This window comes from Bradyrhizobium hereditatis, assembly GCF_020329435.1.
GTDB classification, from domain to species: Bacteria; Pseudomonadota; Alphaproteobacteria; order Rhizobiales; family Xanthobacteraceae; genus Bradyrhizobium; species Bradyrhizobium hereditatis.
In genome coordinates this window covers 295,838-318,776 of the sequence record NZ_JAGKJK010000008.1, presented here as the reverse complement: position 1 = coordinate 318,776, position 22,939 = coordinate 295,838, and the positions used below count along the sequence as shown (strand labels likewise).

The 22,939-nt window shown below is 62.0% G+C and carries 21 protein-coding genes; 7 read left to right on the top strand and 14 right to left on the bottom strand.

Annotated features, from left to right (window positions below; all coding sequences use genetic code 11):
- Positions 1 to 3: 3 nt before the first annotated feature.
- Genes J6524_RS20835 through J6524_RS20825 form a run of 3 tightly spaced genes read right to left on the bottom strand, consistent with a single transcriptional unit; the run spans position 4 to position 2,681 of the window.
- Positions 4 to 1,440, bottom strand: a complete 1,437-nt coding sequence (locus J6524_RS20835) for a TIGR01777 family oxidoreductase (RefSeq protein ID WP_225673884.1) — start codon at positions 1,438 to 1,440, stop codon at positions 4 to 6.
- Entirely contained in the window at positions 1,437 to 2,096 is a 660-nt protein-coding gene (locus J6524_RS20830) for a DUF4166 domain-containing protein (protein ID WP_225673882.1), read from the bottom strand. Before J6524_RS20830 ends, J6524_RS20835 begins: the two co-directional genes overlap by 4 nt.
- Positions 2,097 to 2,123: 27 nt before the next feature.
- Positions 2,124 to 2,681, bottom strand: a complete 558-nt coding sequence (locus tag J6524_RS20825) for a GbsR/MarR family transcriptional regulator (protein WP_225673880.1) — start codon at positions 2,679 to 2,681, stop codon at positions 2,124 to 2,126.
- Between the two features lie 298 nt (positions 2,682 to 2,979).
- On the opposite strand from J6524_RS20825, the gene J6524_RS20820 reads away from it, so the two are divergent.
- The gene (locus tag J6524_RS20820; protein WP_225673878.1) at positions 2,980 to 4,845 is read left to right on the top strand and encodes a diguanylate cyclase; all 1,866 of its coding nucleotides are present in this window, start codon (positions 2,980 to 2,982) and stop codon (positions 4,843 to 4,845) included.
- 72 nt (positions 4,846 to 4,917) lie between these two features.
- On the opposite strand, the gene J6524_RS20815 is transcribed toward J6524_RS20820, so the two are convergent.
- A complete protein-coding gene (locus J6524_RS20815) occupies positions 4,918 to 5,883 on the bottom strand; it encodes a Bug family tripartite tricarboxylate transporter substrate binding protein (protein ID WP_225673876.1) in 966 nt (321 codons plus the stop codon).
- A 460-nt stretch (positions 5,884 to 6,343) separates the two neighbouring features.
- On the opposite strand from J6524_RS20815, the gene J6524_RS20810 reads away from it, so the two are divergent.
- Positions 6,344 to 7,684 carry an adenylate/guanylate cyclase domain-containing protein gene (locus J6524_RS20810; RefSeq protein WP_225673874.1) on the top strand — a complete coding sequence of 447 codons (1,341 nt, stop codon included), beginning with the start codon at positions 6,344 to 6,346 and terminating at the stop codon, positions 7,682 to 7,684.
- 182 nt (positions 7,685 to 7,866) lie between these two features.
- Here the strand turns inward: J6524_RS20810 and J6524_RS20805 are convergent, their stop codons facing one another.
- The 5 genes from J6524_RS20805 to J6524_RS20785 form a co-directional block, all read right to left on the bottom strand.
- Positions 7,867 to 8,244 (bottom strand): PRC-barrel domain-containing protein, encoded by a 378-nt coding sequence (locus tag J6524_RS20805; RefSeq protein ID WP_225673872.1) that lies wholly within the window; start codon positions 8,242 to 8,244, stop codon positions 7,867 to 7,869.
- Positions 8,245 to 8,681: 437 nt separating this feature from the next.
- Positions 8,682 to 8,981 (bottom strand): acylphosphatase, encoded by a 300-nt coding sequence (locus tag J6524_RS20800; RefSeq protein ID WP_225673870.1) that lies wholly within the window; start codon positions 8,979 to 8,981, stop codon positions 8,682 to 8,684.
- 1 nt (position 8,982) lies between these two features.
- Positions 8,983 to 9,861 carry an isocitrate lyase/PEP mutase family protein gene (locus J6524_RS20795; protein WP_225673868.1) on the bottom strand — a complete coding sequence of 293 codons (879 nt, stop codon included), beginning with the start codon at positions 9,859 to 9,861 and terminating at the stop codon, positions 8,983 to 8,985.
- Positions 9,862 to 10,000: 139 nt separating this feature from the next.
- The gene (locus J6524_RS20790) at positions 10,001 to 12,016 is read right to left on the bottom strand and encodes an acetyl-CoA carboxylase biotin carboxylase subunit (RefSeq protein ID WP_225673866.1); all 2,016 of its coding nucleotides are present in this window, start codon (positions 12,014 to 12,016) and stop codon (positions 10,001 to 10,003) included.
- 138 nt (positions 12,017 to 12,154) lie between these two features.
- Positions 12,155 to 12,364, bottom strand: coding sequence for a hypothetical protein (locus tag J6524_RS20785; protein ID WP_225673863.1), 210 nt, complete (start codon positions 12,362 to 12,364; stop codon positions 12,155 to 12,157).
- 208 nt (positions 12,365 to 12,572) lie between these two features.
- Between J6524_RS20785 and J6524_RS20780 the strand changes: the two genes are divergently transcribed.
- Positions 12,573 to 13,334 (top strand): thermonuclease family protein, encoded by a 762-nt coding sequence (locus J6524_RS20780; protein ID WP_225674043.1) that lies wholly within the window; start codon positions 12,573 to 12,575, stop codon positions 13,332 to 13,334.
- Positions 13,335 to 13,391: 57 nt separating this feature from the next.
- Complete coding sequence (locus J6524_RS20775; RefSeq protein ID WP_225673861.1) at positions 13,392 to 15,851, top strand: hybrid sensor histidine kinase/response regulator; 2,460 nt, start codon at positions 13,392 to 13,394, stop codon at positions 15,849 to 15,851.
- Between the two features lie 163 nt (positions 15,852 to 16,014).
- Here J6524_RS20775 and J6524_RS20770 read toward each other — a convergent pair whose 3' ends face one another.
- From J6524_RS20770 to J6524_RS20755, 4 genes are all read right to left on the bottom strand, one after another.
- Positions 16,015 to 18,729 carry a bifunctional diguanylate cyclase/phosphodiesterase gene (locus tag J6524_RS20770; RefSeq protein ID WP_225673859.1) on the bottom strand — a complete coding sequence of 905 codons (2,715 nt, stop codon included), beginning with the start codon at positions 18,727 to 18,729 and terminating at the stop codon, positions 16,015 to 16,017.
- A gap of 92 nt (positions 18,730 to 18,821) precedes the next feature.
- Positions 18,822 to 19,349: a hypothetical protein gene (locus J6524_RS20765; RefSeq protein WP_225673857.1), complete on the bottom strand. Its 528-nt coding sequence runs from the start codon at positions 19,347 to 19,349 to the stop codon at positions 18,822 to 18,824.
- 154 nt (positions 19,350 to 19,503) lie between these two features.
- On the bottom strand, positions 19,504 to 19,794 hold the full coding sequence (locus J6524_RS20760; RefSeq protein WP_225673855.1) for an SWEET family sugar transporter: 291 nt from the start codon (positions 19,792 to 19,794) through the stop codon (positions 19,504 to 19,506).
- 292 nt (positions 19,795 to 20,086) lie between these two features.
- A complete protein-coding gene (locus J6524_RS20755) occupies positions 20,087 to 20,533 on the bottom strand; it encodes a PPC domain-containing DNA-binding protein (protein WP_225673853.1) in 447 nt (148 codons plus the stop codon).
- Positions 20,534 to 20,886: 353 nt separating this feature from the next.
- On the opposite strand from J6524_RS20755, the gene J6524_RS20750 reads away from it, so the two are divergent.
- Entirely contained in the window at positions 20,887 to 21,240 is a 354-nt protein-coding gene (locus tag J6524_RS20750; protein WP_225673851.1) for a hypothetical protein, read from the top strand.
- Positions 21,241 to 21,387: 147 nt separating this feature from the next.
- Here the strand turns inward: J6524_RS20750 and J6524_RS20745 are convergent, their stop codons facing one another.
- Positions 21,388 to 21,648, bottom strand: coding sequence for a hypothetical protein (locus J6524_RS20745; protein ID WP_225673849.1), 261 nt, complete (start codon positions 21,646 to 21,648; stop codon positions 21,388 to 21,390).
- Between the two features lie 221 nt (positions 21,649 to 21,869).
- Here J6524_RS20745 and J6524_RS20740 point away from each other — a divergent pair, with 221 nt between their 5' ends.
- The gene (locus tag J6524_RS20740; protein WP_225673847.1) at positions 21,870 to 22,448 is read left to right on the top strand and encodes a hypothetical protein; all 579 of its coding nucleotides are present in this window, start codon (positions 21,870 to 21,872) and stop codon (positions 22,446 to 22,448) included.
- 306 nt (positions 22,449 to 22,754) lie between these two features.
- Positions 22,755 to 22,919, top strand: a complete 165-nt coding sequence (locus J6524_RS20735; protein ID WP_225673845.1) for a hypothetical protein — start codon at positions 22,755 to 22,757, stop codon at positions 22,917 to 22,919.
- Positions 22,920 to 22,939: the final 20 nt, after the last annotated feature.

Here is a 22,939-nt window from a genome sequence, read left to right as displayed (position 1 = left end):
AATTCACAAGATCGCCTCGAACGCGCTGCGCAGCGTCTCATGGCGGAATACAAAACCGTTGCTGAGCGCCTTGTTCGGCAATACGCGCTGGCCGCCGAGCAGCAATTCATTGGCGAAGTCGCCACCGACGCGGCGCAGCAGCGCGTCGGGAATGCGAAAGAATGCCGGACGCCGCAGCCTTCGGCCGAGTTCTTCGGTGAATTTCAGGTTGGTGACCGGGATCGGCGCCGTCGCATTGACAGGCCCTGCGATCTCGGGACGCGCGATCACATGGGCAATCAGGCGGATCAGATCGTCGCGCTCGATCCACGACATCCACTGCCTTCCCGAGCCGAGCGGCCCGCCAACGCCGAACTCGAACGGCGTCAGCATCCGCGCGATGAAGCCGCCATCGGTGCCGATCACGAGGCCGATCCGCAAATAGACGACCCGAACCCCCTGCTCTTCCGCCGGGCGCGCCGCGCTCTCCCAGGCCTCGCACAGCTCATGGCTGAAGCAGGCATGTGATTTCGCCGATTCCGTCAGCACCTGATCCTGCCAGAGCCCGTACCAGCCGATCGCCGAGCCCGAGACCAAAGCCTTCGGCTTACGTTCGAGCCGCGCGATCAGAGCGACCACGTCTTTCGTCATGCTGATGCGGGAATCCAGGATCTTGCGGCGCTTGGCTTCGGTCCAGAGCTCATTGCCGATCGGCTCGCCTGCGAGATTGACGATCGCATCGATGCGTGCATCCGCCGGGATCTGATCAAGGCTGGTGATTAGCGTGATCGGCGGCGGCAGCATCTCCGCCTTTGCCGGGTTGCGCAGCAGCGCGATGACCTGATGTCCCGCGCCACTCAGCCCTGCGACGAGGCGGCTGCCGATGAAGCCGGTCGCACCGGTGACAAGCACGGTCTGCCGCGGGGGAAGTTTTTCAACCAGGCTTGCCGCGGGTGCGCTGGTCATGCGCGCAAGACGTTTTGCCGCCGTGAAATCGCGCACGCCGCATAGCGCGGCTCCAATGGCTGCCGCTGCCGCGATCAGGCTGAGCCAGCCGGTGTAAGCCGATTTGACGCCGGTCGGCTGCGCTGCCCAGCCGATCAGAACCGGCAGCAGCAGCACCAGAATGGCCCCATAATTGATCGCCAGCAGCGTGTGATTGATGCGTTCGCTGGCCGGCAGCTTCCGGCTGATGTCCTCCTCGACGAAATCCATCAGCGTGATGATGATCTCGACAACGAGCACCGCGATGATCAACATGGCGAACACGCCGTAGACTTCCAGCCAACCCAGCACCAGGAACAACAGCGCGTAGAGCATGTTGCGCACGCCGTGCAGCTTCAGCTCGTAGCGCTGCGAGGGCCGCCAGGCCAGCCGCTCCGTCAGCTCGTGGTGATAGAACGTATCGAACACGCCCATCACGATCTGAATGGCGATCAGGGTCCAGAGCAGCGACGTCATGATGCGGCCTCCATGAACACGGCGGACTGACGAATGAGCTTGCCGAAGCGCGGATGAACGACTTCGAGCGTGAAGCGGAACGCGCCGCCGCCGAGGTCGGAATGGGTCACGGTGAGATCGCCGGGTGTCATCCAGGGCGGCAGCGGCAGGCGCCACCATCCGATCTGCAGGGAATAGCCGACGCTGCGAAACACCAGCGCTTCGCGCTCGACGGAAATCCGCAGCGCCATGCTGACGCCGTAGCCGACATATTCCTCTAGCCCGGTCGGCCCGGCGAAGCGTTTCGCCGAGTGAATGACCTGCGGAAAGCCGTCGCTGCGCGCGCAGATGCGGGTCCAGATCTGGCCGCCCTTCGCCTCGGTCACCGTCACCACCATAGGCACGCCGGTCTCGCCACATAGCGGCAGCGGCCCGCCGATGAGGCGCGCAAGCTGCGCCAGCCACCAGCCGGCCGGCGTGAAGCTAGCTTCCTCGATGGTGCCGACATAGACCACTGTCTCGCCATCGGCAAAACGCTTGGAGAAGCGCCGCCAGGTCGCCAGCGGCAGACGGCCCCACTCCTCGTCGGGCAACAGATCGTGGAAGCGGTGATCGTCGAGCAGGATGGTGTTCGAAGCGGGTGTTGCGGGAAATCTTGGTATTCTTGTGGACGCCATCACACGCTCCTGCTCTGCCCCTCTGCCCTACTTGCTTTTCCCCGCGGGTAAGAAGCTGACGATCTTTTCGCCAAGCTTGATCAGCGCGACCAGCCGCGGCCGCGGCACATTGAGCATCTGCGTGTACCAGCGGTCGACCAGCTCGGTGAAAGCCAGCATCTCCCTCAGCCGCTTGCTTGCGACCGGGCTAATGGTTGGATCATCGGCCGCGTCCGAAACGCAGGCGCGCAATGCATCGATGGCGGGATCGATCTCGCGCTCCTTGCGCCTGGCGGCGATCCGCGCCGCGACTTCCCAGATGTCGGTTTCAGCCTCGAAGTGATCGCGGCGATCACCGAGGATGGGCACCCGCCGGATCAGTCCCCAAGCCAGCAATTCCTTGATCGAGTTGGAAACGTTGGATCGCGCCATGCCGAGCGTCTCGGCGATGTCCTCCGCGGTCATCGGCGCCTCGGCAAGATAGAGCAGGCCGTGGATCTGGCTGACAGAGCGGTTGACGCCCCACTCATCCCCCATGTCGCCCCAGTGCAGAATGAACCGCTCGACGACGGCCGGAAGTTTCTTTTTGCCTGTTGTTTCTGTCATGACAGAAATATCTGACATGACTGTGCGGATGTCAAGCCCGCATCGGCTGAGCCGCCCCCACGCTGCCTTGCCCCTACCGTCTGAGCGGGTTCCCGAGATGGAACCCATCCTTCCGCTATTCCCGATCGATCCGTTAACCGCTGAGTACCGGTCGCGTTTTAGATTCTCATGCGCGTTGCCGGCACTGAGGTCTGGCGCGGCCATCAAGGCACGGAATGCCCCATCGAAATCTCCCGACTCCGGCGGGCCGCTACGGCGGATAACATCGACGGCCGTTGTCATCACCTTTGCGCTCGTCATGACTGCCTGCGTCCTGGGCGTCATGGCCTGGAAGGTGCTCGACTCCAAGAAAGCCGCACTGGCGAGCGGCCGCGCCGACATTCAGAACCTCGCCCATTCGCTTTCCGAGCATGCCTCACACACCATTCAGGCGACCGATATCGCGATGGCTGGAATGGTGGACTTGCTGAAATACAGAAACCCCGATCCGGACCGGTTCAACAAATACCTGGCTGAAACGGCGAAAACGCTGCCGCAATTGCGCGGCATCGGCGTCACGGATGCCAAGGGCAACTGGACCTATTCGTCGTTGCCGGAGACACCGCGCCATACCATCTCGGACCGCAGCTATTTCGCTTACCATCGCGACACACCGGACAACACGCTTCGGATCAGCGAACCGATGCAATCCCGTGTGGACGAGCGATCCTCCATGATTGTTCTTTCGAAACGTATCACCAAGCTCGACGGCAGCTTTGGCGGGGTCGTCGCCGCAGCGATCGACAAGGATTACTTCAACGGCTTCTATCGGACATTCAAGCTAGGCCCGGACGGCGGCATCAGCCTGATACGCAATGACGGTACGCTCCTGATGCGCTGGCCGCAGTCGGACAGGAGTACGGATCTTTCCAAGACCGACCTGTTCAGGAAACATCTCAAGCAAAGCTCGGTCGGATACTATAAGATCATCTCGCCGTTCGACGGCATCGTGAAGCACCTCGGCTACGAAGAAACGCCGCACTACCCCATGGTGGTCACCGTGGCGATTTCGGAAGACTGGCTGCTTTCCGAATGGTGGAAGGAATTGCGGACCGACGCCATCGTCGCCGGCGTGCTGCTGTGCATGATCCTGATGCTGGCGGCGCTGCTTGCCCTGCAGTTCCGTTTCCGCAACAAGGTCGAGCGCGCGCTGCGCGAACGCGAGGCGCACTATCGGCTCTTGGCCGACAACATCGCCGACATCATCATCGTGATCGATGCCCGCAGCCTACTCCGTTATGTTTCCCGTTCCGTCGAGCCGGTGCTCGGGCTGCAGGCGAAGGACTTGATCGGAAGGTCATGCTTCGCTCTGGTCCACCCCGAGGATCGGGAAAGCGTCCTGCAGGCCACCACGCGGCTTGACGATGCAGGCAGTGTCAGCACGGTCGTGTTCCGGCACTATCGCGGCGACGGAACGCTGGCCTGGGTCGAAAGCAAATTCAAGCTGGCGTCGGAGACCAGCGACGCCATGGGGAAGGAATTTCTCTGCGTCATTCGCGACGTCACCGAGCGCAAGCGGATGGAAGACGAACTGACGCAGCTCAACCGCCGCCTCACCCAGCTCGCCGCGACCGACGGACTGACCGGGCTGACCAACCGCCGCACCTTCGACGGTTTCCTCCGGCGCGAATACGAAGCCTGCGAAGCGATTTCAGTGCTGCTGTTCGATATCGACAATTTCAAGGGCTACAATGACACCTACGGACATCAAGCCGGCGACCGCTGCCTGCAGGCGGTTGCGAAGGCAATTGGCAATGCGACCGGCAATACGTCTGGCCTGTCAGCGCGCTATGGCGGCGAGGAGTTCGCTGTCGTGCTGCCGAATACGGCTGAGGACGGCGCCTTGAAGATTGCTGAAGCCATCCGGCTCACGGTTCGGGCGCTGGGCATTCCGAACACGGCGTCGAGCCGCGGATACATCACCATCAGCGTGGGTGTCGCCGCCAAAACGCGCTCGACGCGCGATGAGGCCGCGCTGGTCGGAGAAGCCGACGCCGCTCTCTATGAAGCCAAGCGTCTCGGCCGTAACCGCAGCATCGTGTATTCCTCGCTCAACCTGCAATATGTCGAGAGCGCCTCGATCCAGCACAACGGCGAAGTCACGCCGCGCGAACGGACGCATTAGCGCATCGCCTGCTGACTCGTGAGCGGACATAGGCCCACCGAAACCTAGCGGTACGCAGTTTGCTCCCGCCGCTCATTCCCGTTTCATATTGGCTGCTAGAATCACTCCGCTCCACTTCTTGACTTCGTCGGAGATAAGCTTGGCAAAATCAGCAGGCGACCCGCCAAGAGCCGTGCCGCCCATGCTCGCAAGCTTGGCTTCGAATTTCGGATCGGCGATACTGAGGTTGACTTCCTTGTTCAGTTTTTCGATGACTTCTTCCGGCGTGCGCTTTGGACCGCCGATGCCGAACCATGCACTTACCTCATAACCGGGCAAGGTTTCGGCCAGAGCTGGAACGTCCGGCAATATTGGCGAGCGCGCTCCCGTCGTTACCGCCAGAGCGCGGAAATTGCCCGCCCTGATATATCCGATCGATGAGAGTAGCGGGCCAAAGTAGACATGCGCTTCGCCGGTGAGAAGGGCAGGAAATACCTGCGCGCCCCGATAAGGCACGTGAAAGAGATCGACGCCGGCCATCGTTTTGAACATTTCGCCGGCCAAATGGGTCGTAGATCCAGTCCCGGCTGACGCCATATTGACCTTGCCGGGATTGGCTTTCGCGTAGGCGATGAGCTCCGCGACTGTTCTGGCGGGAACCGATGGGTGCACCTCCATGACCAAGGGTACACGCACGATACCTGCGATCGGCGCGATATCACGAATGAAGTCGAGCTTGAACAGGGTCGCATTTATCGCAATTTGCGTGGCAACCAACAGCAGCGTGTAGCCGTCCGGGGATGCCCGCACGACCGCCTCAGTTGCGATGTTGCCGGTAGCGCCGCTGCGGTTCTCGATCATAAACGACTGCCCAAGTCGATCCGACAGCGATTGACCGATCAATCGCGCGACGATGTCGGGTGCACCGCCGGCGCCAAAGCCTTCGATCAGGTGCACCGGTCGGGTCGGGTAACTCTGCGCGAAAGCGAACCGGGCTGATATTGGGAGCGTGGATGCGGCCAGTGCCAGATGCAGGAATTGACGGCGCGGAATTTTCATTGCGGCCTCCCCGAAATGCTGGAGTGCGTAGCCGTGCGGAGCCCCTCGGGACCCGCACCCACCTAGATATCAGTTTGATTTTGATGCGCGCCTGCCGACGGCATGAGCGCTGCGGCTAAATAAAAGGGACTTCGGCACGTCCCGCTCGGCAGCTCACGATCAGGGTACATCAGTTGCGCGACCGGAGGAAGGCACGAATTACGAGCTATGTTGCACTTCATCAAGTGAGCAACTGTCACAAGGCTGACGAGCCGAACATCGGTCAGTGACCAGCCAGAATCCGCAATACGGCTGAAGTGACATCGCGGCGGCGCCTGGCATCGCCCTGAGTTCCTTATCGTTACGGTAATAAGGGGTGGGCCGGTGTCGGGCTCGTCAAAATTTCCATCGAATTTCGCTAGCCTCGTGCGAACTGAGGTGCGACACTTGCGCCGCGCGGTTTGTCATGCAGTAGGCCAACATGGCTGACATCCCGGCCACTCACTATGTCAAAAGTGACGACGTCCATATTGCCTATCAGGTGATTGGCGACAGTCCGCGAGACCTGCTGTTCGTCCCGGGTTTTGTCTCCAACGTCGAAGCGCTCTGGCAATCGCCGGCGCGCGCCTCCTTTTTCCGCAAGCTCGCCACCTTTGCGCGGGTCATCACGTTCGACAAGCGCGGCACTGGAATGTCTGATCGTGGTTCTCAGATCTTCACGCTTGAACAGCGGATGCACGACGTGCAGGCGGTTCTGGACCAGGTTGGCTCCCAGCGGGCGACCTTGTTTGGCGTGTCCGAGGGCGGTCCGATGTCGCTGCTCTATGCAGCGACCTATCCCGAGCGCACGTCGGCCCTGGTGCTCTACGGCACTTATGCGCGACGCTCGTGGGCCCCTGACTACACATTCGCATGGACCGATGCGCAATGGGGCGCATTCCTGGACGACATTGAGCGCCACTGGGGCTCGGCAGATGCAATGAGTTTGCTGATGTGGGCACCCAGCCTTGCCGGCAATAAGCAGGCACTTGAGCAAATCGCCGCCTACTTCAGGGCCTCAGCAAGCCCCGGCGCAGCATCTGCGATCATGCGCATGAACCGGGAGATCGATGTCAGAGATATTCTACCCGTAACGCGGGTACCGACCTTGATCTTGCACCGCACCGATGAGCGCGTCATTGATGTGAAGCATGCGCGCTACATGGCGCAGCAGATTCCTGCCGCCAAACTGATTGAGATCAGCGGTCAGGACCATACGCTCTGGGTTGGCGATCAGGATGCAATCATCAACGAGGTCGAAGAGTTCGTCACCGGGCATCGGCAAGCAGCGGAGCCTGATAGGGTGCTTGCAACTGTGCTGTTTGTCGACATTGCGGGATCGACGGAACGGGCCGCCGCACTCGGCGACGGCGCCTGGCGCGTGCTGCTTGATGCTTTTTATGCCAAAGCTCGGGGCGTGCTCGGCCAATATCGCGGCCGCGAAGTCAATACCGCCGGCGACGGTTTCCTTGCCACATTCGACGGCCCTGCGCGCGCCGTGCGCTGTGCCAGCGCAATCGGCGACGCGGTGCGCCCACTCGATCTGAAGGTCCGGTGCGGCTTGCATACCGGCGAGTGCGAATTCGTCGCTCACGACATTGTTGGCATTGCCGTTCATATTGGCGCGCGTGTGGCGGCGCTTGCGGGCCCGGGTGAAGTTCTGGTCTCACAGACGGTTCGCGATCTGGTAGCAGGCTCGGGATTGACGTTTGAGGAGCGCGGCCGTCACATTCTCAAGGGCGTGCCCGACAAATGGCGTCTCTTTCGTGCGGTAACGACCTAGCACGCTTTTAAATGCCAGACGGTCAGCAGGAAATGAGCGCCTCCCTATCGCGCAATTCCGACTACCAGACATGGCTGGCAGTCGGACCTGTCTTTTCGCCGCCGTAAATACGCTCGACGGCGAAAAGAAGCGTGGGCTGTTGCTAATAGAGTAGTAACGTCGCTATGCCCGTTGCCTATCTGTTATAGGCCACCTCGCCCCTCCCAGTACGTAGGTATCCCGTAATACTGATGAGTGCGCGCTTCCCAGTCTCTGTCTTGCCAGGAGTCATCGCTGAACTCAGGCGCATCCTTCAGCTGTTGCTCGGTGATATTGGTTCGAAAGCCACCAAGCGACGTGTCATAGGTCAGAGCGCCCCACGGGATGGGATAATGGCTGTGGCCTAACCCAGCAAACCCGCCAAAGCTCATGACGGCATAAGCCACGCGACCTGACACCTTGTCGATAATGAGGTGGTCAATCTCACCGATGTTCTTTCCGCCTGCCCCATAAACCTCTGTTCCATGAATGTCTTCGCTCGAGATGCATTGATGATCCGGATGGGCTGTCGCACGGGCCATGGTTTCCTCCCTCACAAGTGGTTGCTTCGACCTAACTCTGACCGATACATTGTCGTTCCTGGCAGGAAATCCGATTTGGGCCCGCGGCCGTTTGTTGCGCCGGGGACGAGGCGAAGACGTTGCAGCGACCGCCGCCGAACTAAGAAATGATGGTCGTGTCGTGCGGCACCGAAAAGAGGGGTGCCAGCTTCGCATGAGCCATGGTTTTCGCGTGAGCAGAATGCGACGTCTCGTGACCGCGCCGGAGATGCGGTTTTACACTCACAACGGTCATCGAAACGTGATCAAAGGCACAATGCGCGGCAACGTGCATAGTTTCATCAGGCCTTGCTGATTGAACTTTGCAGAAGATCGGGACGGGTCCGTTCTAGTCGCGTCCGGACTGTTGCGGCTTCATTCCGTCACCTCGCGTGTCCGTCTCGGCCATGTCGCGAAGATTAGATCGTCGGCAGCACCGCGAAGCGGTCGCCTGCGCGCCGCAGCTTCAGCATGTCGGGACCAGCGGCTTCGTCCTGCACTGCATCGACCCGCGCCGACCATGGCCCTTGCCGACAAGCAGCGATCATGTTGGAGACGACATCGCCGGGCCCGGCGAACACCGCTTCCACGCTGCCGTCCCGGCGGTTGCGCACCCAGCCTTCGAGGCCTCGCGCGCTCGCCTCGTCCTCCACCCAGGCGCGATAGCCGACGCCCTGCACCCGGCCGCGGATCGTGACGTGGCGGACTAGCTCGCTCATCTTACTTCTTCAACCCCAGAAAGGCGGCGCTACGCACCTTCACATCCGCTTCGCGCGTCAGCCGGCCAGTCAGTTGCGCAGACGGCAGTCCCTTCAATTCCTTCGGCTGCACGCCATCGCGCAACGCTTTCAACGTATCGTAGACCGCTTGCGTTGCGGCGGCGAATGGGGCGTGGCCCTGCAACGCAATCTTCACCCGCTGACTGGACAGAAATCCGGCGTCATCCAACTCGCCTTGCGTGTTGCCTAGCACGATCGGAAGCGCCGTCACGGCCGAGATTGCCTTTACCTGCTCGCGCGTTGTCAGGCCGGTGAAGAACAACGCGTCGACGCCGGCGGCCTCATAGGCCTTCGCGCGCTCGACGCATTCCTCAAAGCTCGATGCAGCCGCGCCGCCTCCGCGTGTGCCGGTCCGTCCCATGATGACAAGGGCCGGATCGCTGCGTCCATCGAGCGCGGCCTTCATTTTGCCGACGCCTTCCTCAAGCGAGATGAGTTGGGGCTCCGACACGCCATAGTCTTGTGGCATTAAGGTATCCTCGATCGTCAGCCCGGCCGCGCCGGCAGCCTCGAGTTCCTGGACGGTACGGCGGACGTTCAGCGCATTGCCATAGCCGTGATCGGCATCGACCAGCACCGGCAAGGTCGACGCGCGCGACATCCGGCGCATCTGCTCGGCGAGCTCCGTCAGCGTGATCAGCGCAATGTCGGGATCGCCGAGCACGACCAGCGAGGCCACCGAGCCGCCGAACATGCCGAGCTCGAAGCCGAGGTCTTCGGCAATCCGGATCGAGGTCGGGTCATAGACTGAGCCCGGCCGGATGCAGGTGGAGCCGGCGAGGATCGCGCGCAACGCTTCGCGGCGTTTGCCGAAGGACATCACAAGACTCCTCGTTCGTCATTGCGAGGAGCTCGCGACAAAATTGCAAAGCAATTTTGCGCTGAAGCGACGAAGCAATCCATACCTCCTTTGCCGCACGATGGATTGCTTCGCTGCGCTCGCAATGACAGGGTTGGGTCTACGCAAACTCCAGAATCAGCGCATCCACGGCCAGCGTCGCGCCGGCTGCGGCGTGTATCTTCTTCACCGTGCCGTCGCGCTCGGCGCGCAGCACGTTCTGCATCTTCATCGCCTCCACCACGGCCAGCGTCTCTCCGGACTTGACCTCCTGCCCCTCGCTCACGGCAATCGAGACCACGAGCCCCGGCATCGGGCACAGCAGCTTCTTGCCGGTGTCGGCGGCTGAATTCACAGGCATGAGCCGCGCCGCGGCCGCCTCGCTTTCGGTGAAGACGTTGACCGCGACTTCATAGCCCTGATGCGCAAGCCGGAAGCCGTTCGGGATCGCACGCACCTGCATCGCGACGAGATGTCCGTCGATGGTGCCGTGCCACACCGGTTCGCCCGGCACCCAGGCCGAGACCAGATTGTGCGGATTGCCCGGCAGGCCGTCGGCGCCGATGAAGCGCACCGCGATACCATCGGCCTCGCGCGCAACATCTAGCGCGATTTCGTCGCGGCCGAGCCATACCGCGCGGCGTCGCTCACGCTGCACCAGTCGGCCGGTCAACTGTCCGGAAATCTGCCGCTTGCGCTCGCCGAGCACGTGATCGATCGCAGCCCCGACCGCCGCCAGCCGCCGCGCCACCTCGCCTTCCGGCGCATGCGCGGAAAAGCCCTTCGGGAATTCCTCGGCGATGAAGCCGGTGGAAAGCTTGCCCTCGCGCCAGCGCGGGTGGTTCATCAGCGCCGACAGGAATGGAATGTTGTGCCTGATGCCGTCGACGTAGAACGCGTCGAGTGCCGTTGATTGGGCCTCGATCGCAGCGGCGCGCGACGGCGCGTGCGTGACGAGCTTGGCGATCATCGGATCGTAATGGATCGAGATTTCGCCGCCTTCCTGCACGCCGGTATCGTTGCGAACGGTGACGCCGTCCTGACTCGCCTCCGCCGGCGGCCGGTATTTCACCAGACGGCCGATCGACGGCAGGAAGTTGCGGAACGGGTCCTCGGCATAGACGCGGGATTCCACTGCCCATCCGGTCAGCGTGACGTCCTTCTGCGCGATCGAAAGTTTTTCTCCGGCGGCAACGCGGATCATCTGCTCGACGAGGTCGATGCCGGTGACGAGCTCGGTGACGGGATGTTCGACCTGCAGACGGGTATTCATTTCCAGGAAATAGAAGCTCTTGTCTTGGCCGGCGACAAATTCGACGGTGCCAGCGGAATCGTAGTGCACGGCCTTGGCGAGCGCGACCGCCTGTTCGCCCATCTTGCGGCGCGTGGTCTCGTCTAGCAGCGGCGATGGCGCCTCCTCGATGACCTTCTGGTTGCGGCGCTGGATCGAGCATTCGCGCTCGCCGAGATGGATCACATTGCCATGCTTGTCGCCGAGCACCTGGATTTCGATGTGGCGTGGATCGACGATGAATTTTTCGATGAAGACGCGATCGTCGCCGAACGAGGATTTGGCTTCGGCCTTGGCGAGGTTGAAGCCTTCGGCGACTTCTTTTTTCGAATGCGCGATCCGCATGCCTTTGCCGCCGCCGCCGGCGGAGGCCTTGATCATCACGGGATAGCCGATCTCATCGGCGATTCTGACCGCGTGCTTGGCGTCTTCGATGACGCCGAGATGGCCGGGCACGGTCGAGACCTTGGCCTTGGCGGCGGCCTTCTTGGATTCGATCTTGTCGCCCATCGCGGCGATCGCGCTCGCGTTCGGCCCGATAAAGACGATACCGGCCGCCTCGAGCGCACGCGGAAATGCCTCGCGTTCGGACAAAAAGCCATAGCCGGGATGCACCGCCTGCGCGCCGGTCTTGCGGCAGGCCTCGACGATCCTGTCGATCACAAGATAGCTCTCGGCGGCCGCCGGCGGGCCGATCAGCACGGCCTCATCGGCCATTTCGACATGGAGCGCATCGCGGTCGGCCTCGGAATATACCGCGACCGTCTCGATCCCCATCCGCCGCGCAGTTTTGATGACCCGGCAGGCGATCTCGCCGCGATTTGCGATCAGAATTCTCTTGAACATGTTCTTCTTGCTTGAGCTCTAGGCAGGATCCTCCCCCGCAACGGGAATTGCGGGACGCGGGTAACCCACCCGTCGTACAGCAAAAATCGATGGAGGCAACGGTCTCGTATCGGCTCAGCCGTGCCAGATTCCGACCATTCACCCAGAATAGGAATTGAACCGCCCCCGCGTGTAGGCGTGGGATACCGCCTTCATCAGCTCGGCGACCTCGGATTCCAGATATTCGTTGGCCACGATCAACGCCCGGATCGTCGCCCGCATATCGCCGCCGCAGGCGGAAATCGCCTGATCTACGGCACTTTCCAGCTCATCGTTCTCTTCGGACTTCGGCTGTGAAGAGGACGACATGGCAGTATTCCGGTTTGAGCTACGGCGCGTATGTTCTTATTTTGTTCTCACGAAGTCAATGGGCGCTGCACGACGTCATGGCATAATGCACCGATGGTTTTCCCCAGCCCCTCGCCCACCGCCAATTAGCGCCAGCGGCTTGGTTCAATCACACCGCGTTATGCTAGAAGGCAGCGGCGGTTTCCCGGAATTGATTTGAATGAAACAGATGCGGTTGCGAATTTTTCTGGTTGCGGCATTGCTGTCGATCGTCCTTCCGGCCAGCCAGAGTTCGGCCGCCACCGCCATGGTCCGGGATGGCAGCACGCTCCAGCTGGGCAACATCACATTCCGCCTCGACGGCGTCGATGTCCCGACCATCGACCAACTCTGCATCGACGAGCACGCCGATGTCTGGACTTGCGGGATCGAGGCACGCGATCAATTGAGCAAATTGATCGACCGCAAGCAGGTCCGCTGCGATGATCTCGGCGTCGACCCGACCTACAAGAAACGGCGCATCGGCGTATGCAAAATCGAGGGCGAGACCACCAGCCTGAGCGAATTGCTGGTCCAGAAAGGCTTTGCTTTGAACATCGAAGCCTCCGCGAGCGGACGCTTCAAGCCGGACGAAGCCCGCGCTCGGGATGATCGCCAGGGGCTCTGGAAGGGTTGCTTCGTCGCGCCGCGCGAGTTCCGCGCGGGCAAGCAGGACGGCCCCCTGCTCGGCGCCGCGTGCCGGCCCGACCGCGAGCGCGAGATTCGCGAGACCTTGTTCCCGGAAGATCTCGCGATGCCGGCAGGCTGCAACATCAAGGGCAAGTATGCCGTGCGTGCGCGCGTCACTGGGAACGTCGGTATCTATCACCTGCAGGCATGCCGCTCCTATCCGGGATTGAAGCAGGATCGCTGGTTCTGTTCCGAGGAACAGGCGCAGGCGGAAGGGTTCCGCCGCGCGTACAACTGCCGATCGCCATCAAAGGGCAAATGAAGCTGGAAATTCCGTCACATCCTGTGTGAAAGTGCCGGGCAGAGGTTGCCGGCACGCATGACCCCTTCCGATACGACCAATGTCCTGCCTGGAGCTGCCGCCGCCAAACGCTTGCGGCAACACCTGCAGGAAATCGCAAACGAGCGTGACAGAGCCCATCGCGAGCTGCAGGCGCGCGAAGCGGAGCTCGCGCGCATCCAGCGCATCGCCGGCGTCGGAGGCCTCGAAATCGATTTCCGCGACGGCGTCAAGAATCGCCGCTCGCCCGAATATCTTCTGGTTCACGGGCTGCCGCCCGAGGCGGCCAATGAGACCTATGAAGAATGGGTCAGCCGCATCCATCCCGAGGATCGCGAACGAACGGTCCAGCATCTGTTCAGCGTGCTGAAGAGCGACAGCGAAGATTACTCGGCCGAATACCGCATCGTGCGGCCGAATGACGGCGCGATCCGATGGATCCGCGTCGTCGCCAAGATTGAGCGCGAGCGCGACGGCCGCGCGCTGCGGCTGGTCGGCGCCGATCTCGACGTCACAGCGCAAATGCTCGCGCAGGCTACTTTGCGTGAAAGCGAAGAGCGCTTCCGCCTGATCGCCGACAGTGCGCCGGTGCCGATCTGGGTCACCAAGCTCGACCGCACGCGTTCCTTCGCCAACCAGGCCTATCTCGATTTTCTCGGGCTGCCGTTCGACGAAGCGATCGTGTTCGACTGGCGCAAGCGGCTGCATCCGGAAGACCTGCCGCGCATCCTGCAGGAATCGGTCGCGGGCGAAGCCTCGCTGAAGCCGTTCGTGCTGGAAGCCCGCTATCAGCGCGCCGATGGCGAATGGCGCTGGCTGCGCTCAGAATCCCAGCCGCGCTGGGATCCGAACGGCAACCATATCGGCTTCATCGGCGTCGCTCACGACATCACCGCGGCCAAGCAGGCCGAGCACGATCTGCGGCGGCTGAATGAAATCCTCGAATTGCGCATCACCGAGCGCACCGCGCAGCTCGAATCCAGCGAAGCCCAGATGCGGGCGATCTTCGAGACCAGCCACCAGTATCAGGCGCTGCTCAACCAGCACGGCGATGTGCTCTATGCCAACCGGACAGCACTGGACGGCATCCGCGCCGAAGCCAACGCGGTGGTCGGCAAGCCGTTCTGGGAAACGCCGTGGTTCTCGGCGACCTCAGGCATGCGCGAAGCCGTCCACGATGCCTTCATCACCGTGATGCGTGGTGAAGAGGTCAAGATCGAGATGCTCTTGCATCTGCCGGTCGGCGACCGTTATTTCGATTTCGCGATGCGCCCGCTGCACGACCGCCACGGCGTCGTCATCGGCGCGGTGCCGGAGGCCATCGACATCACCGAGCGCCGCCAGGGCGAGGAAGCGCTGCGCCAGTCGCAGAAGATGGAAGCGGTCGGGCAGTTGACCGGCGGGGTGGCGCACGATTTCAACAATCTCCTGACCATCATCCGCTCCGCGACCGACTTCCTGCGCCGCCGCGAGCTGCCTGAAGAGCGGCGCCGGCGCTATATCGACGCGATCGGCGAGACGGTGGAGCGCGCCTCCAAGCTGACCGGGCAATTACTGGCGTTTGCGCGCCGGCAGCCGCTAAAGCCGCAAGTGTTCAACGTCGGCACCCAGGTTGAATCCGTCGCACAATTGATCCGTCCCCTCGTCGGCGCCCGGATCAGGATCGACGTCGACATCGCCGATCTCAACTGCTTTGCGATCGCCGACGTCGCGCAGTTCGAGACAGCGCTGATGAATCTGGCCGTCAACAGCCGCGACGCCATGGACAGCGAGGGTCACCTCACCATCCAGGTTCGCAAGGTGAATGCCATTCCGCCGTTGCGCGCCCAGCCCGCCCGCAGCGGCGACTTCGTCGCCATCACCGTGACCGACACCGGCATCGGCATCCCGTCTGCCCTGCTCGAGACCATCTTCGAGCCGTTCTTCACCACCAAGGAAGTCGGCAAGGGCACCGGGCTCGGTCTCAGCCAGGCGTTTGGCTTTGCCAAGCAATCCGACGGCGACATCGCGGTCGCCAGCGAGCCCGGCCAGGGCGCGACGTTTACGATCTACCTGCCGCAGGCCCCGACGCCGGCCGACGCCGTCGTGGCCGCCGCGACCGGCGGCGAACCTGCCACGCGTGGCCGCGGCTACCGCGTGCTCGTGGTCGAGGACAATGACGACGTCGGACAGTTCTCCACCGAGCTATTGGAAGATCTCGGATACACCGTCCGCCGCGTCGCCAGCGCGGATGCCGCGCTCGCGATCCTGGCCGAGGACGAGTTCGCCGCCGACCTGGTGTTTTCCGACGTCATCATGCCCGGCATGAATGGCGTCGAACTCGCCGGCATCATCCGCGAGCGCTATCCCGGCCTGCCCGTGGTCCTGACCAGCGGCTATAGCAACGTGCTGGCCGAAAGCGCCCATCGCGGCTTCGAGCTGATCCAAAAGCCCTATTCGGTGGAATTGCTGTCGCGGATTCTCAGGAAGGCGATTTCTGAGGCGCGGCCGCAGGCATGATAGGTGCGCGAGCGCTCACTCTATCTCCGTCATCCTGAGGTGCGAGCGAAGCGAGCCTCGAAGGATGAACGGCCCCGCTGGGTGGCCGTCGCCCTTCGAGGGCCGCGCTGCGCACGGCCACCTCAGGGTGACGGATCACATGATTTCAGGCTTACAGAATGCCTCACGCCGCCGCCTCGACGGCAGCCTCCCCCAGCAGCGCGCGAATTTCCTGCGCCGGGCGCGCCGCGCTGAACAGGTAGCCCTGCATCTGCGTGCATCCGAGATTCTGCACGGTCTCGCGCTGTTGCAGCGTCTCGACGCCTTCCGCCGTGGTGATCATGTTGCGGTCGGCGGCGATGCTGACCACTGCGCGAATGATCGAGGCCGACGAAGAGTTGCGCGCCACTTCCTTGACGAAGGAGCGGTCGATCTTGATCTTGTCGAACGGAAAGCGTTGCAGATATTGCAGCGAGGAATAGCCGGTGCCGAAATCGTCGAGCGCGATGTGAATGCCGAGCGCGCGGAGCTGGTTCAGCGTCGCCAGCGCCGCATCGTCATCCGCGATCAACACCGCTTCGGTGATCTCTAGCTCCAGCCGGCGCGGTTCGAGCCCGCTCTCGGCGAGCGCGGCGGCAACTTTCAGCGACAGCGTTTCCGAGCGGAACTGAACCGGCGAGACATTGACCGCGATGCGGATATCGGCCGGCCACTTTGCCGCTTCTGCGCAAGCGGTGCGCAACACCCACTGCCCGATCTCCTCGATCAGGCCGGTTTCTTCGGCGACCGGCACGAAGTCGGCGGGCGATACCATGCCGCGCACCGGATGCCGCCAGCGGAGTAGCGCCTCGCAACCGGTGACCCGGTCGCTGCGCAGATCGACCTGCGGCTGATAGTGCAGCTCGAATCCACCCTCCACCAGCGCGGTACGCAGATCCGCCTCCAGCTCGCGGCGGTGATTGGCCTTAAGCTCCATCTCCGGATCGAAAAAGCGATAGGTTCGGCGTCCCGCGGCCTTCGCCGCATACATCGCGAGATCAGCATTCTTCAGGAGATCGAGCAGGTCCGAACCGTCGCGCGGAGCGATCGCGATCCCGATGCTGGCGTCGCTGGAAAGCTGATGGCCGTTGCAATCAAAGGGGGTGCGCAGCGCCTGATAGATCCGCCCGACCAGGGCGTGAACGTCCTCGGCGCTCGCAATGCCGTTTTGAAGGATCGCGAATTCATCGCCTCCGAGCCGGGCGATGAAGTCTTCGGGCCCCACCGACTGGCGCAACCGCTCTGCGACGCCTTTGAGGAACTCATCGCCGATCAAATGGCCCAGCGTATCGTTGATACGCTTGAACTCGTCGATATCGATATAGAGGATCGCGAACTCGCGCCCCTCGGTTTCCAGCAGCAATCCTTCCGCATGGCGCTGGAATAGCGTTCGGTTCGGCAGATTGGTCAGCGCGTCGTAATGGGCGAGATGCTCGATTCTGGCCTGGTCGCGCCGCCCTTCGGTGACGTCTTCCAGTGTCGCCGCCCAACCGCCGTCCGGCGACCGCTTGAAGATCAGCCGGATCGTGCGCCCGTCCGGCGTCGAGGTTACGGTGTCCTGAACCAGGCTGCCGTTCGGATCGAGAAAGCGCGCGCAATAAGCGTCGACGTCGCCGACGAAAGAGCCGCGCTCCTGCCGATGCTGGATCAGGTCACGCAGATGGCAGCCGGGTTTGACCACGTCGGGTGACAGCCCGAACATGTCGATGTATCGCCGGTTGCAGATCACGAGACGGCCCGAGGCATCGAAGAGCAAGAGTCCTTGCGTCATGTTGTTGATCGCGGCGTCGAGATGCTGGCTCTTCTCCGAAAGCTTCTCCTGCGCGGCAGCATGCTGGCGGCGGAGCTGGCGCACGATCAGGAAGACCATGCCGATCACGACGACGATCGCCAGCGCTGCGGCAAAGAATTGCAGCCTGGTTTGCGCCCGCCAGTCGGCGAGTGCCGTCTCCGTCTGCGTGGTCGCGACGATCAGGATCGGAAAGTGCTTCAGCGATTTGACCGCGCCGACCTTCTCTTCCGACAGCCTCGCGCTGGTGAAACGTCCCGAAATATTGCCATCCTGCGCCAGCGCGCGCTGAAACGCGTCTGTATTGGCTACGTTGTGGCCGATCAGCGCGTCGTCCTTGGGATAGCGGGCGATGATGGTGCCGTTGCGGTGGATCATCGAAATCGCGGTATCGCTGTCCAGCGCCAGCGACGCGACGAAGGCCTCGAAGTGGGAAGGCTCGACGCCGCGGACGGCAAAGCCGATGATCTCGCCCTGGCGGCCGGTGATCTTGCGCGCAAAGGCGGTCGTCCAGACCTTGGTCACCTTGCTCACGACCGGCTCGACGATGACGTCGGGCGTCGGCCTGCCAGAAGTGAACTCCTTGAAATAGTAACGATCGGTGATGGTCTTGTCCGCCACGGGCCACATCTCGGATGAATTGATCAACCACCCCTTGGCGCTCCAGAGATTAAGGGCGCCGACATGCGGAAGCACCGAGAGCTTGGTGCGCAGCATCTCATGCGCGCTCAGCGTCGCCATCTTCCGTTCGAACTCGTCGGCGGTGTTGACCCCGTCCGCCCGCATGCCGGCCACGACCTCTTCCTGGACATGCTGGAGGTCCAGGAGTTGCTGGTCGAAATGCCGCGACAGCAAGAGCGCGGTGTTGTTGAGCTCGCGCGCGGCGACTTCCAGCGCACGCTCGCGGTATTGCATCGCGTAATAGCCGGTGCCCAGCATGATCGCGATCACGAGCACCGCGGCGCTCAGGATCAGCCACTGGATTGCTTCAAGCCGGATCCGCCACGGCACGCTGGCTCCGAGCAGCGGCTGGTTCTCCGCGACGACCTTTTGCGATGAATTGTTCAGCATTCTCGCTGCCCCCACAGGCGCTCGTTGTAGGGATCACAACCCAAGAGGGCGTTAGCAAAATGAGTTATCGCAAGGTTAAGGCGATCACGGAATCAGGCAGGTTCCGCCACCACAGCTTCCGTGAGGCTGCATTCAATCAGCGCCCCGCCGGTCGTGAACTCCGAGAACAGCGAGCCGGGCGCCGAAGCCCGCAGCGCCGCGAAGTACTGCGCATCTCCCGGGCTCTTCAGGAAGAAACGGATATGGCCGGCCGACATCGTGTCCCTCGACAGCCATACGATGCCGGAGAACAGCGCCACTATCATCTGTGCGTACTGGCTGGTATCCGCGATCCCCAGCTCGTAGACCGGCGACACCACGATGAAGCGCGCACGCAAAATGGGGTTCGGAAATTTGCTCATCATTAGGCGGCTGACCTGACAGGCTGCATGAATCCGCTCGCCGTCTGAAAGGCAATAAAGATTCGGGTTGTCGCCGTCCCTGGTCAGGGCGTCGTAGGCGGAGTAACTTCCCGTCGAAAAGGTCGAAAAGTCTTCGCCGACGCTTTCAGCGTCTTTCTTCCACTGGCCCTTGATCGACCGCCAGGACCTGTCCGGCTCTTTCATCGGCAGAAGGCGCATGACTTAACCAGAGGTTAATGCAAATATTGATGCCGGTATTTTACGGGCGGCCGCTAAACGTTTGCTTACGCTGGCGCCAGTTGCGCAAATATTTGTTGCGAAAGGGAAACTGACTACTTCAACGGGCATTCTGCCGCGACACTCTTTTGCGTCATCAGCCGCGCTTCATGGAGCTCTTAGCGGTCCCCTGCCGCTCCTGCAGCTTGTGATAGAGCACATAGCCGGTGAGGCTAGCGCCGACGACGTTGGCTGCGACGATAATCCAGTCAGGCTTGATAACACCATACACGATCCAGAGCACCAATCCGGATGTCAGGGCGATCAGCGTCCGCGACGAAAGATCTTCCGTCGGCTGACCGGTCCGGACTTTCCTCACCTGCGGAATGTACGACAGCGACGTCAGCATGGCTGCGGTGACGCCGATGACGGTTTCGAGAAGCTGCATTCTCTTGTCGTTTTGCTGCAGAGCCACGCTCGCCACGGAGGGCGCCTGCTACGACGCGCGTGCAAGGCGATCGTTCCTGCAAACGCAGGTGCACGGTTCCCTTCATCTTGGAACGATCAGACGCGCTTGGGGTTTTCTTCGCATCGGCGTTTCCTCCCCCGCAACGTCGAAACTGAGCCCCGCAGAAAAATCCCATGGACGGGATTGGCGGGGCTCCTTTTATTTTGATCCGAAGGGATCGGAGCGAGATCGCGAGCAGCAGCGGCGCGCGCCGCAAGGCCATGCCTCCGCCTCACCCGCTTCCAAGATCGATCAGCGCAATGCCGAACTCCGGCCGCTTCCTTCGTCGCAACATTGACGGCACCTCGGTCAGCACCACTTCGAGCGTCGGTCTCACCATGCCTTCCAGGAGGTGGCCGCCGCGGGTCGAGCCGTCGGCAAGCCCAAGCACGATGTGGACATGCAGACTGGGCTTTCCGTCATCGCCGAGCGCGACGTCCCCGATCGCGCTGAGAACCTCGCACTGTTCATTGACCTCGATCTTGCGGTAGCTCTTCGATGCGATGTCGAACCAGCCGACGGTAGCCCGTTCGAAAGCGCCGATCGCCGTTAGCGACGCCGCGGAAATCCCCGCTTCATTGGCGAAGCGGGTCAGCGCTTCGAATGCTTCCTCGCCTGTATCCAAAATCACGACATGAACCTGCGCCTCCTCGTCGGCGCCGACGCGTTTGCTTTTCATAGGAAACCTCGTATGCGATCGGGCGGGCTGCGTCTCTGGTGCCGGCCTTTTCCCACCTCAATGGGCAGTGAATGACATCGTTCCCAAGGCTCCCTTCCTAAGGCTCGGCCCGAAGCCGCCTATGACACCCGCCGCTGTTCACCGCCTCGGCCTTCAGGGCATCGGGTTCGCGCGGAACAGCAGATGACCCAAAGCCTCAGCGACCTAACGACGGCTGCATGTTTCACAGCATGAAACCGGAACCGAAATCTCACATCCGTTTGAGATCGGCTGATCACGATATCGGAACGGCCGTTATCGCTCTTCGTTGGCCCCACGTCACTCCAGCCAAATCACAAGAACGGAGGCAAATGATGAACTGGAAGTTCCTGACCGCAGCCGCAGTTCTTTCCACGGCGCTCGCGGCGCCGGCGCTGGCGCAGGATGCTCACGGAAGGTCCGACGCCATCCGTCAGACGCAGACCCAGCAACGGGTCTATCACTATCACAGTGGATTCTGGCCGGCTGATGTAGCCGCCGGCGTTGTGGGCGGCGCGATCGGCACAGCCGGCGCGATTGCGACCGCGCCATTCAGAAACGACGTCTACGCCTATAATGACGGGTACTACTACGGCCGGGGTTATTACGGCGGCTACAACAGCGGCTTCGTCTGTCAGCCTGGCACGACGTTCATAGGCGGGGACGGCCGTCGCCACATCTGTCAGTGATCGCACAGCGCCGTTGCGCAAAGAAGAGAGGCGGCTTCACGGCCGCCTCTCTTTGTCTCAATTGCAATCTCCATACGAGTATCAATTGCAATCTCCATACGATCGACACGCATCGTCAGGGCTGCGCATGGCGATTGCAGATGTCGCCTAAACCTTTTTTCCCGGCGGATCGCCGCCTTTGTCGATCCGGCTCACGCGTTGCGCGCGCTCCTTGTCCCGGGGTTGCTCCTGTCCGCGTTCGTCGCGAACGATGCCCTGATCATTATCACCGTCCTTGCCGCCGGGTGATGGCGCCTCGCTCGCTTGTCGCTGCTGCTCCTTGCCTTCCCGCACCAGCAGTTCATCCCCGAGCATCTGCCCAATGATCTGCTTAGTCTGCGCCTCGGCTTTTTCGTGGAACTTGCTCATAACAGCCTCCTTCCAACGAAGAACGGCGCTGGGCTTGCAATGTTTCATGTGCCAGATCATGGCTTGAGGCGGGTTCCGCGCAAGGAATTCGTGCGGTAAGTTGCTCACCCGCTTTCTGGGCTGGACGCTTCGCTGCTGGGTCGGCGCGCTGGTGTGCGGTCGGCCACCACGATCCCAACCCCGCCACCGCTCGCTGTTCGGTGATCTGGAGCATGTCACCAATGATGCGCTGTCTCGCTGCTTTCGCAATCGCCGCCAGCCTGTTCGCACCAGTTGCGCACGCCAACGATGCCTTGGAAGCCAAGGTGCGGGCCTACGTTCCGGTCGTGTCCCTCGCCAAAGTGTGTGACCTAAGGATCAATGACGCCACCTTGGGGGACCACCGTGCCATGCTCGAAGCGGCGAAATCCGACCCGAACGCCAACAAACTCGCCTACCGCGTCCATTACGAAACGCAGACGGCCTACATCAAGGCCCGCGACGGAGGTCAACGGGTCGCCTTCTGCAAGGACTTCATCGCAGCCAACAGCCAATACACCAAGGCGCGCTTCACCGCCGTGGTCGAGGGCCACATGAGCGACGTCAGCACCAGTGTGCAGAAAGCGATTGCCCACAACGTCTGCGGCGCGCCTCCCGCCAAACTGTCCAAGGCCGACTGGAAGCCGTACGCGCATATCAAAAAGATGCTTCAGACCGAGCAAAAGTTGGCCAAGGAAAACGCCGAGACGAACGGCTGGAACATCACCGAGGAAACGGCGGCGGTCACGGAACAGTTCTGCGCGGCGATAAAGACCCGATGAGCATCACCGCCGCCAGTTGTCCGAGCCCCGCTGATGCGTGCTTGCGTGGCCCCGTGAGCTTAATGCCGGAGGCTTCTCTTGACTATGTCTGTTCATTACCCTTCTGAGACTTTGGGTCGGCCAAATGTCCGGTTTGCGCCAAAACGGGCTGCACTCAAGTTGGCAACGCGGGCCGCCCTATGACCTACGACGCTGCAAGGGTTTCTTCACCTTGATCAAGGGAACACCCGAACTGGCTATAGCCCGGGTTCGCTTCGCGTTGAAGAATCAGACCGCAGACTGCTGGGGGCCAAACGGAGATGTCCGATGGGTGTGGCAGGCTGGCGCTTCGCGCATATGAAGAAAACTCTCCGCGTCCGGGCGGCCCTTGTCGGCCTGCTGGAAGAGTTGCCGTTTATCTGCCCGGTGGTGATCGCAATCGGCTCGCTGACCATGATCGTAATCAAGCTCTGCAAGGATTGGCCGCAGTGAGGCGGCCCGACCACTAAGGC

Excerpts from the sequence above, each read along its gene's own strand:
- J6524_RS20810 (WP_225673874.1), top strand. The coding sequence starts at position 6,344 with ATGGCTGACATCCCGGCCACTCACTATGTCAAAAGTGACGACGTCCAT.
- J6524_RS20805 (WP_225673872.1), bottom strand. The coding sequence starts at position 8,244 with ATGGCCCGTGCGACAGCCCATCCGGATCATCAATGCATCTCGAGCGAA.
- J6524_RS20820 (WP_225673878.1), top strand. The coding sequence starts at position 2,980 with ATGACTGCCTGCGTCCTGGGCGTCATGGCCTGGAAGGTGCTCGACTCC.
- J6524_RS20825 (WP_225673880.1), bottom strand. The coding sequence starts at position 2,681 with ATGACAGAAACAACAGGCAAAAAGAAACTTCCGGCCGTCGTCGAGCGG.
- J6524_RS20815 (WP_225673876.1), bottom strand. The coding sequence starts at position 5,883 with ATGAAAATTCCGCGCCGTCAATTCCTGCATCTGGCACTGGCCGCATCC.
- J6524_RS20800 (WP_225673870.1), bottom strand. The coding sequence starts at position 8,981 with ATGAGCGAGCTAGTCCGCCACGTCACGATCCGCGGCCGGGTGCAGGGC.
- J6524_RS20830 (WP_225673882.1), bottom strand. The coding sequence starts at position 2,096 with ATGGCGTCCACAAGAATACCAAGATTTCCCGCAACACCCGCTTCGAAC.
- J6524_RS20755 (WP_225673853.1), bottom strand. The coding sequence starts at position 20,533 with ATGAAAAGCAAACGCGTCGGCGCCGACGAGGAGGCGCAGGTTCATGTC.
- J6524_RS20790 (WP_225673866.1), bottom strand. The coding sequence starts at position 12,016 with ATGTTCAAGAGAATTCTGATCGCAAATCGCGGCGAGATCGCCTGCCGG.
- J6524_RS20760 (WP_225673855.1), bottom strand. The coding sequence starts at position 19,794 with ATGCAGCTTCTCGAAACCGTCATCGGCGTCACCGCAGCCATGCTGACG.
- J6524_RS20770 (WP_225673859.1), bottom strand. The coding sequence starts at position 18,729 with ATGCTGAACAATTCATCGCAAAAGGTCGTCGCGGAGAACCAGCCGCTG.
- J6524_RS20735 (WP_225673845.1), top strand. The coding sequence starts at position 22,755 with ATGGGTGTGGCAGGCTGGCGCTTCGCGCATATGAAGAAAACTCTCCGC.
- J6524_RS20835 (WP_225673884.1), bottom strand. The coding sequence starts at position 1,440 with ATGACGTCGCTGCTCTGGACCCTGATCGCCATTCAGATCGTGATGGGC.
- J6524_RS20765 (WP_225673857.1), bottom strand. The coding sequence starts at position 19,349 with ATGCGCCTTCTGCCGATGAAAGAGCCGGACAGGTCCTGGCGGTCGATC.
- J6524_RS20780 (WP_225674043.1), top strand. The coding sequence starts at position 12,573 with ATGCGGTTGCGAATTTTTCTGGTTGCGGCATTGCTGTCGATCGTCCTT.
- J6524_RS20750 (WP_225673851.1), top strand. The coding sequence starts at position 20,887 with ATGAACTGGAAGTTCCTGACCGCAGCCGCAGTTCTTTCCACGGCGCTC.
- J6524_RS20795 (WP_225673868.1), bottom strand. The coding sequence starts at position 9,861 with ATGTCCTTCGGCAAACGCCGCGAAGCGTTGCGCGCGATCCTCGCCGGC.
- J6524_RS20745 (WP_225673849.1), bottom strand. The coding sequence starts at position 21,648 with ATGAGCAAGTTCCACGAAAAAGCCGAGGCGCAGACTAAGCAGATCATT.
- J6524_RS20785 (WP_225673863.1), bottom strand. The coding sequence starts at position 12,364 with ATGTCGTCCTCTTCACAGCCGAAGTCCGAAGAGAACGATGAGCTGGAA.
- J6524_RS20740 (WP_225673847.1), top strand. The coding sequence starts at position 21,870 with ATGATGCGCTGTCTCGCTGCTTTCGCAATCGCCGCCAGCCTGTTCGCA.
- J6524_RS20775 (WP_225673861.1), top strand. The coding sequence starts at position 13,392 with ATGACCCCTTCCGATACGACCAATGTCCTGCCTGGAGCTGCCGCCGCC.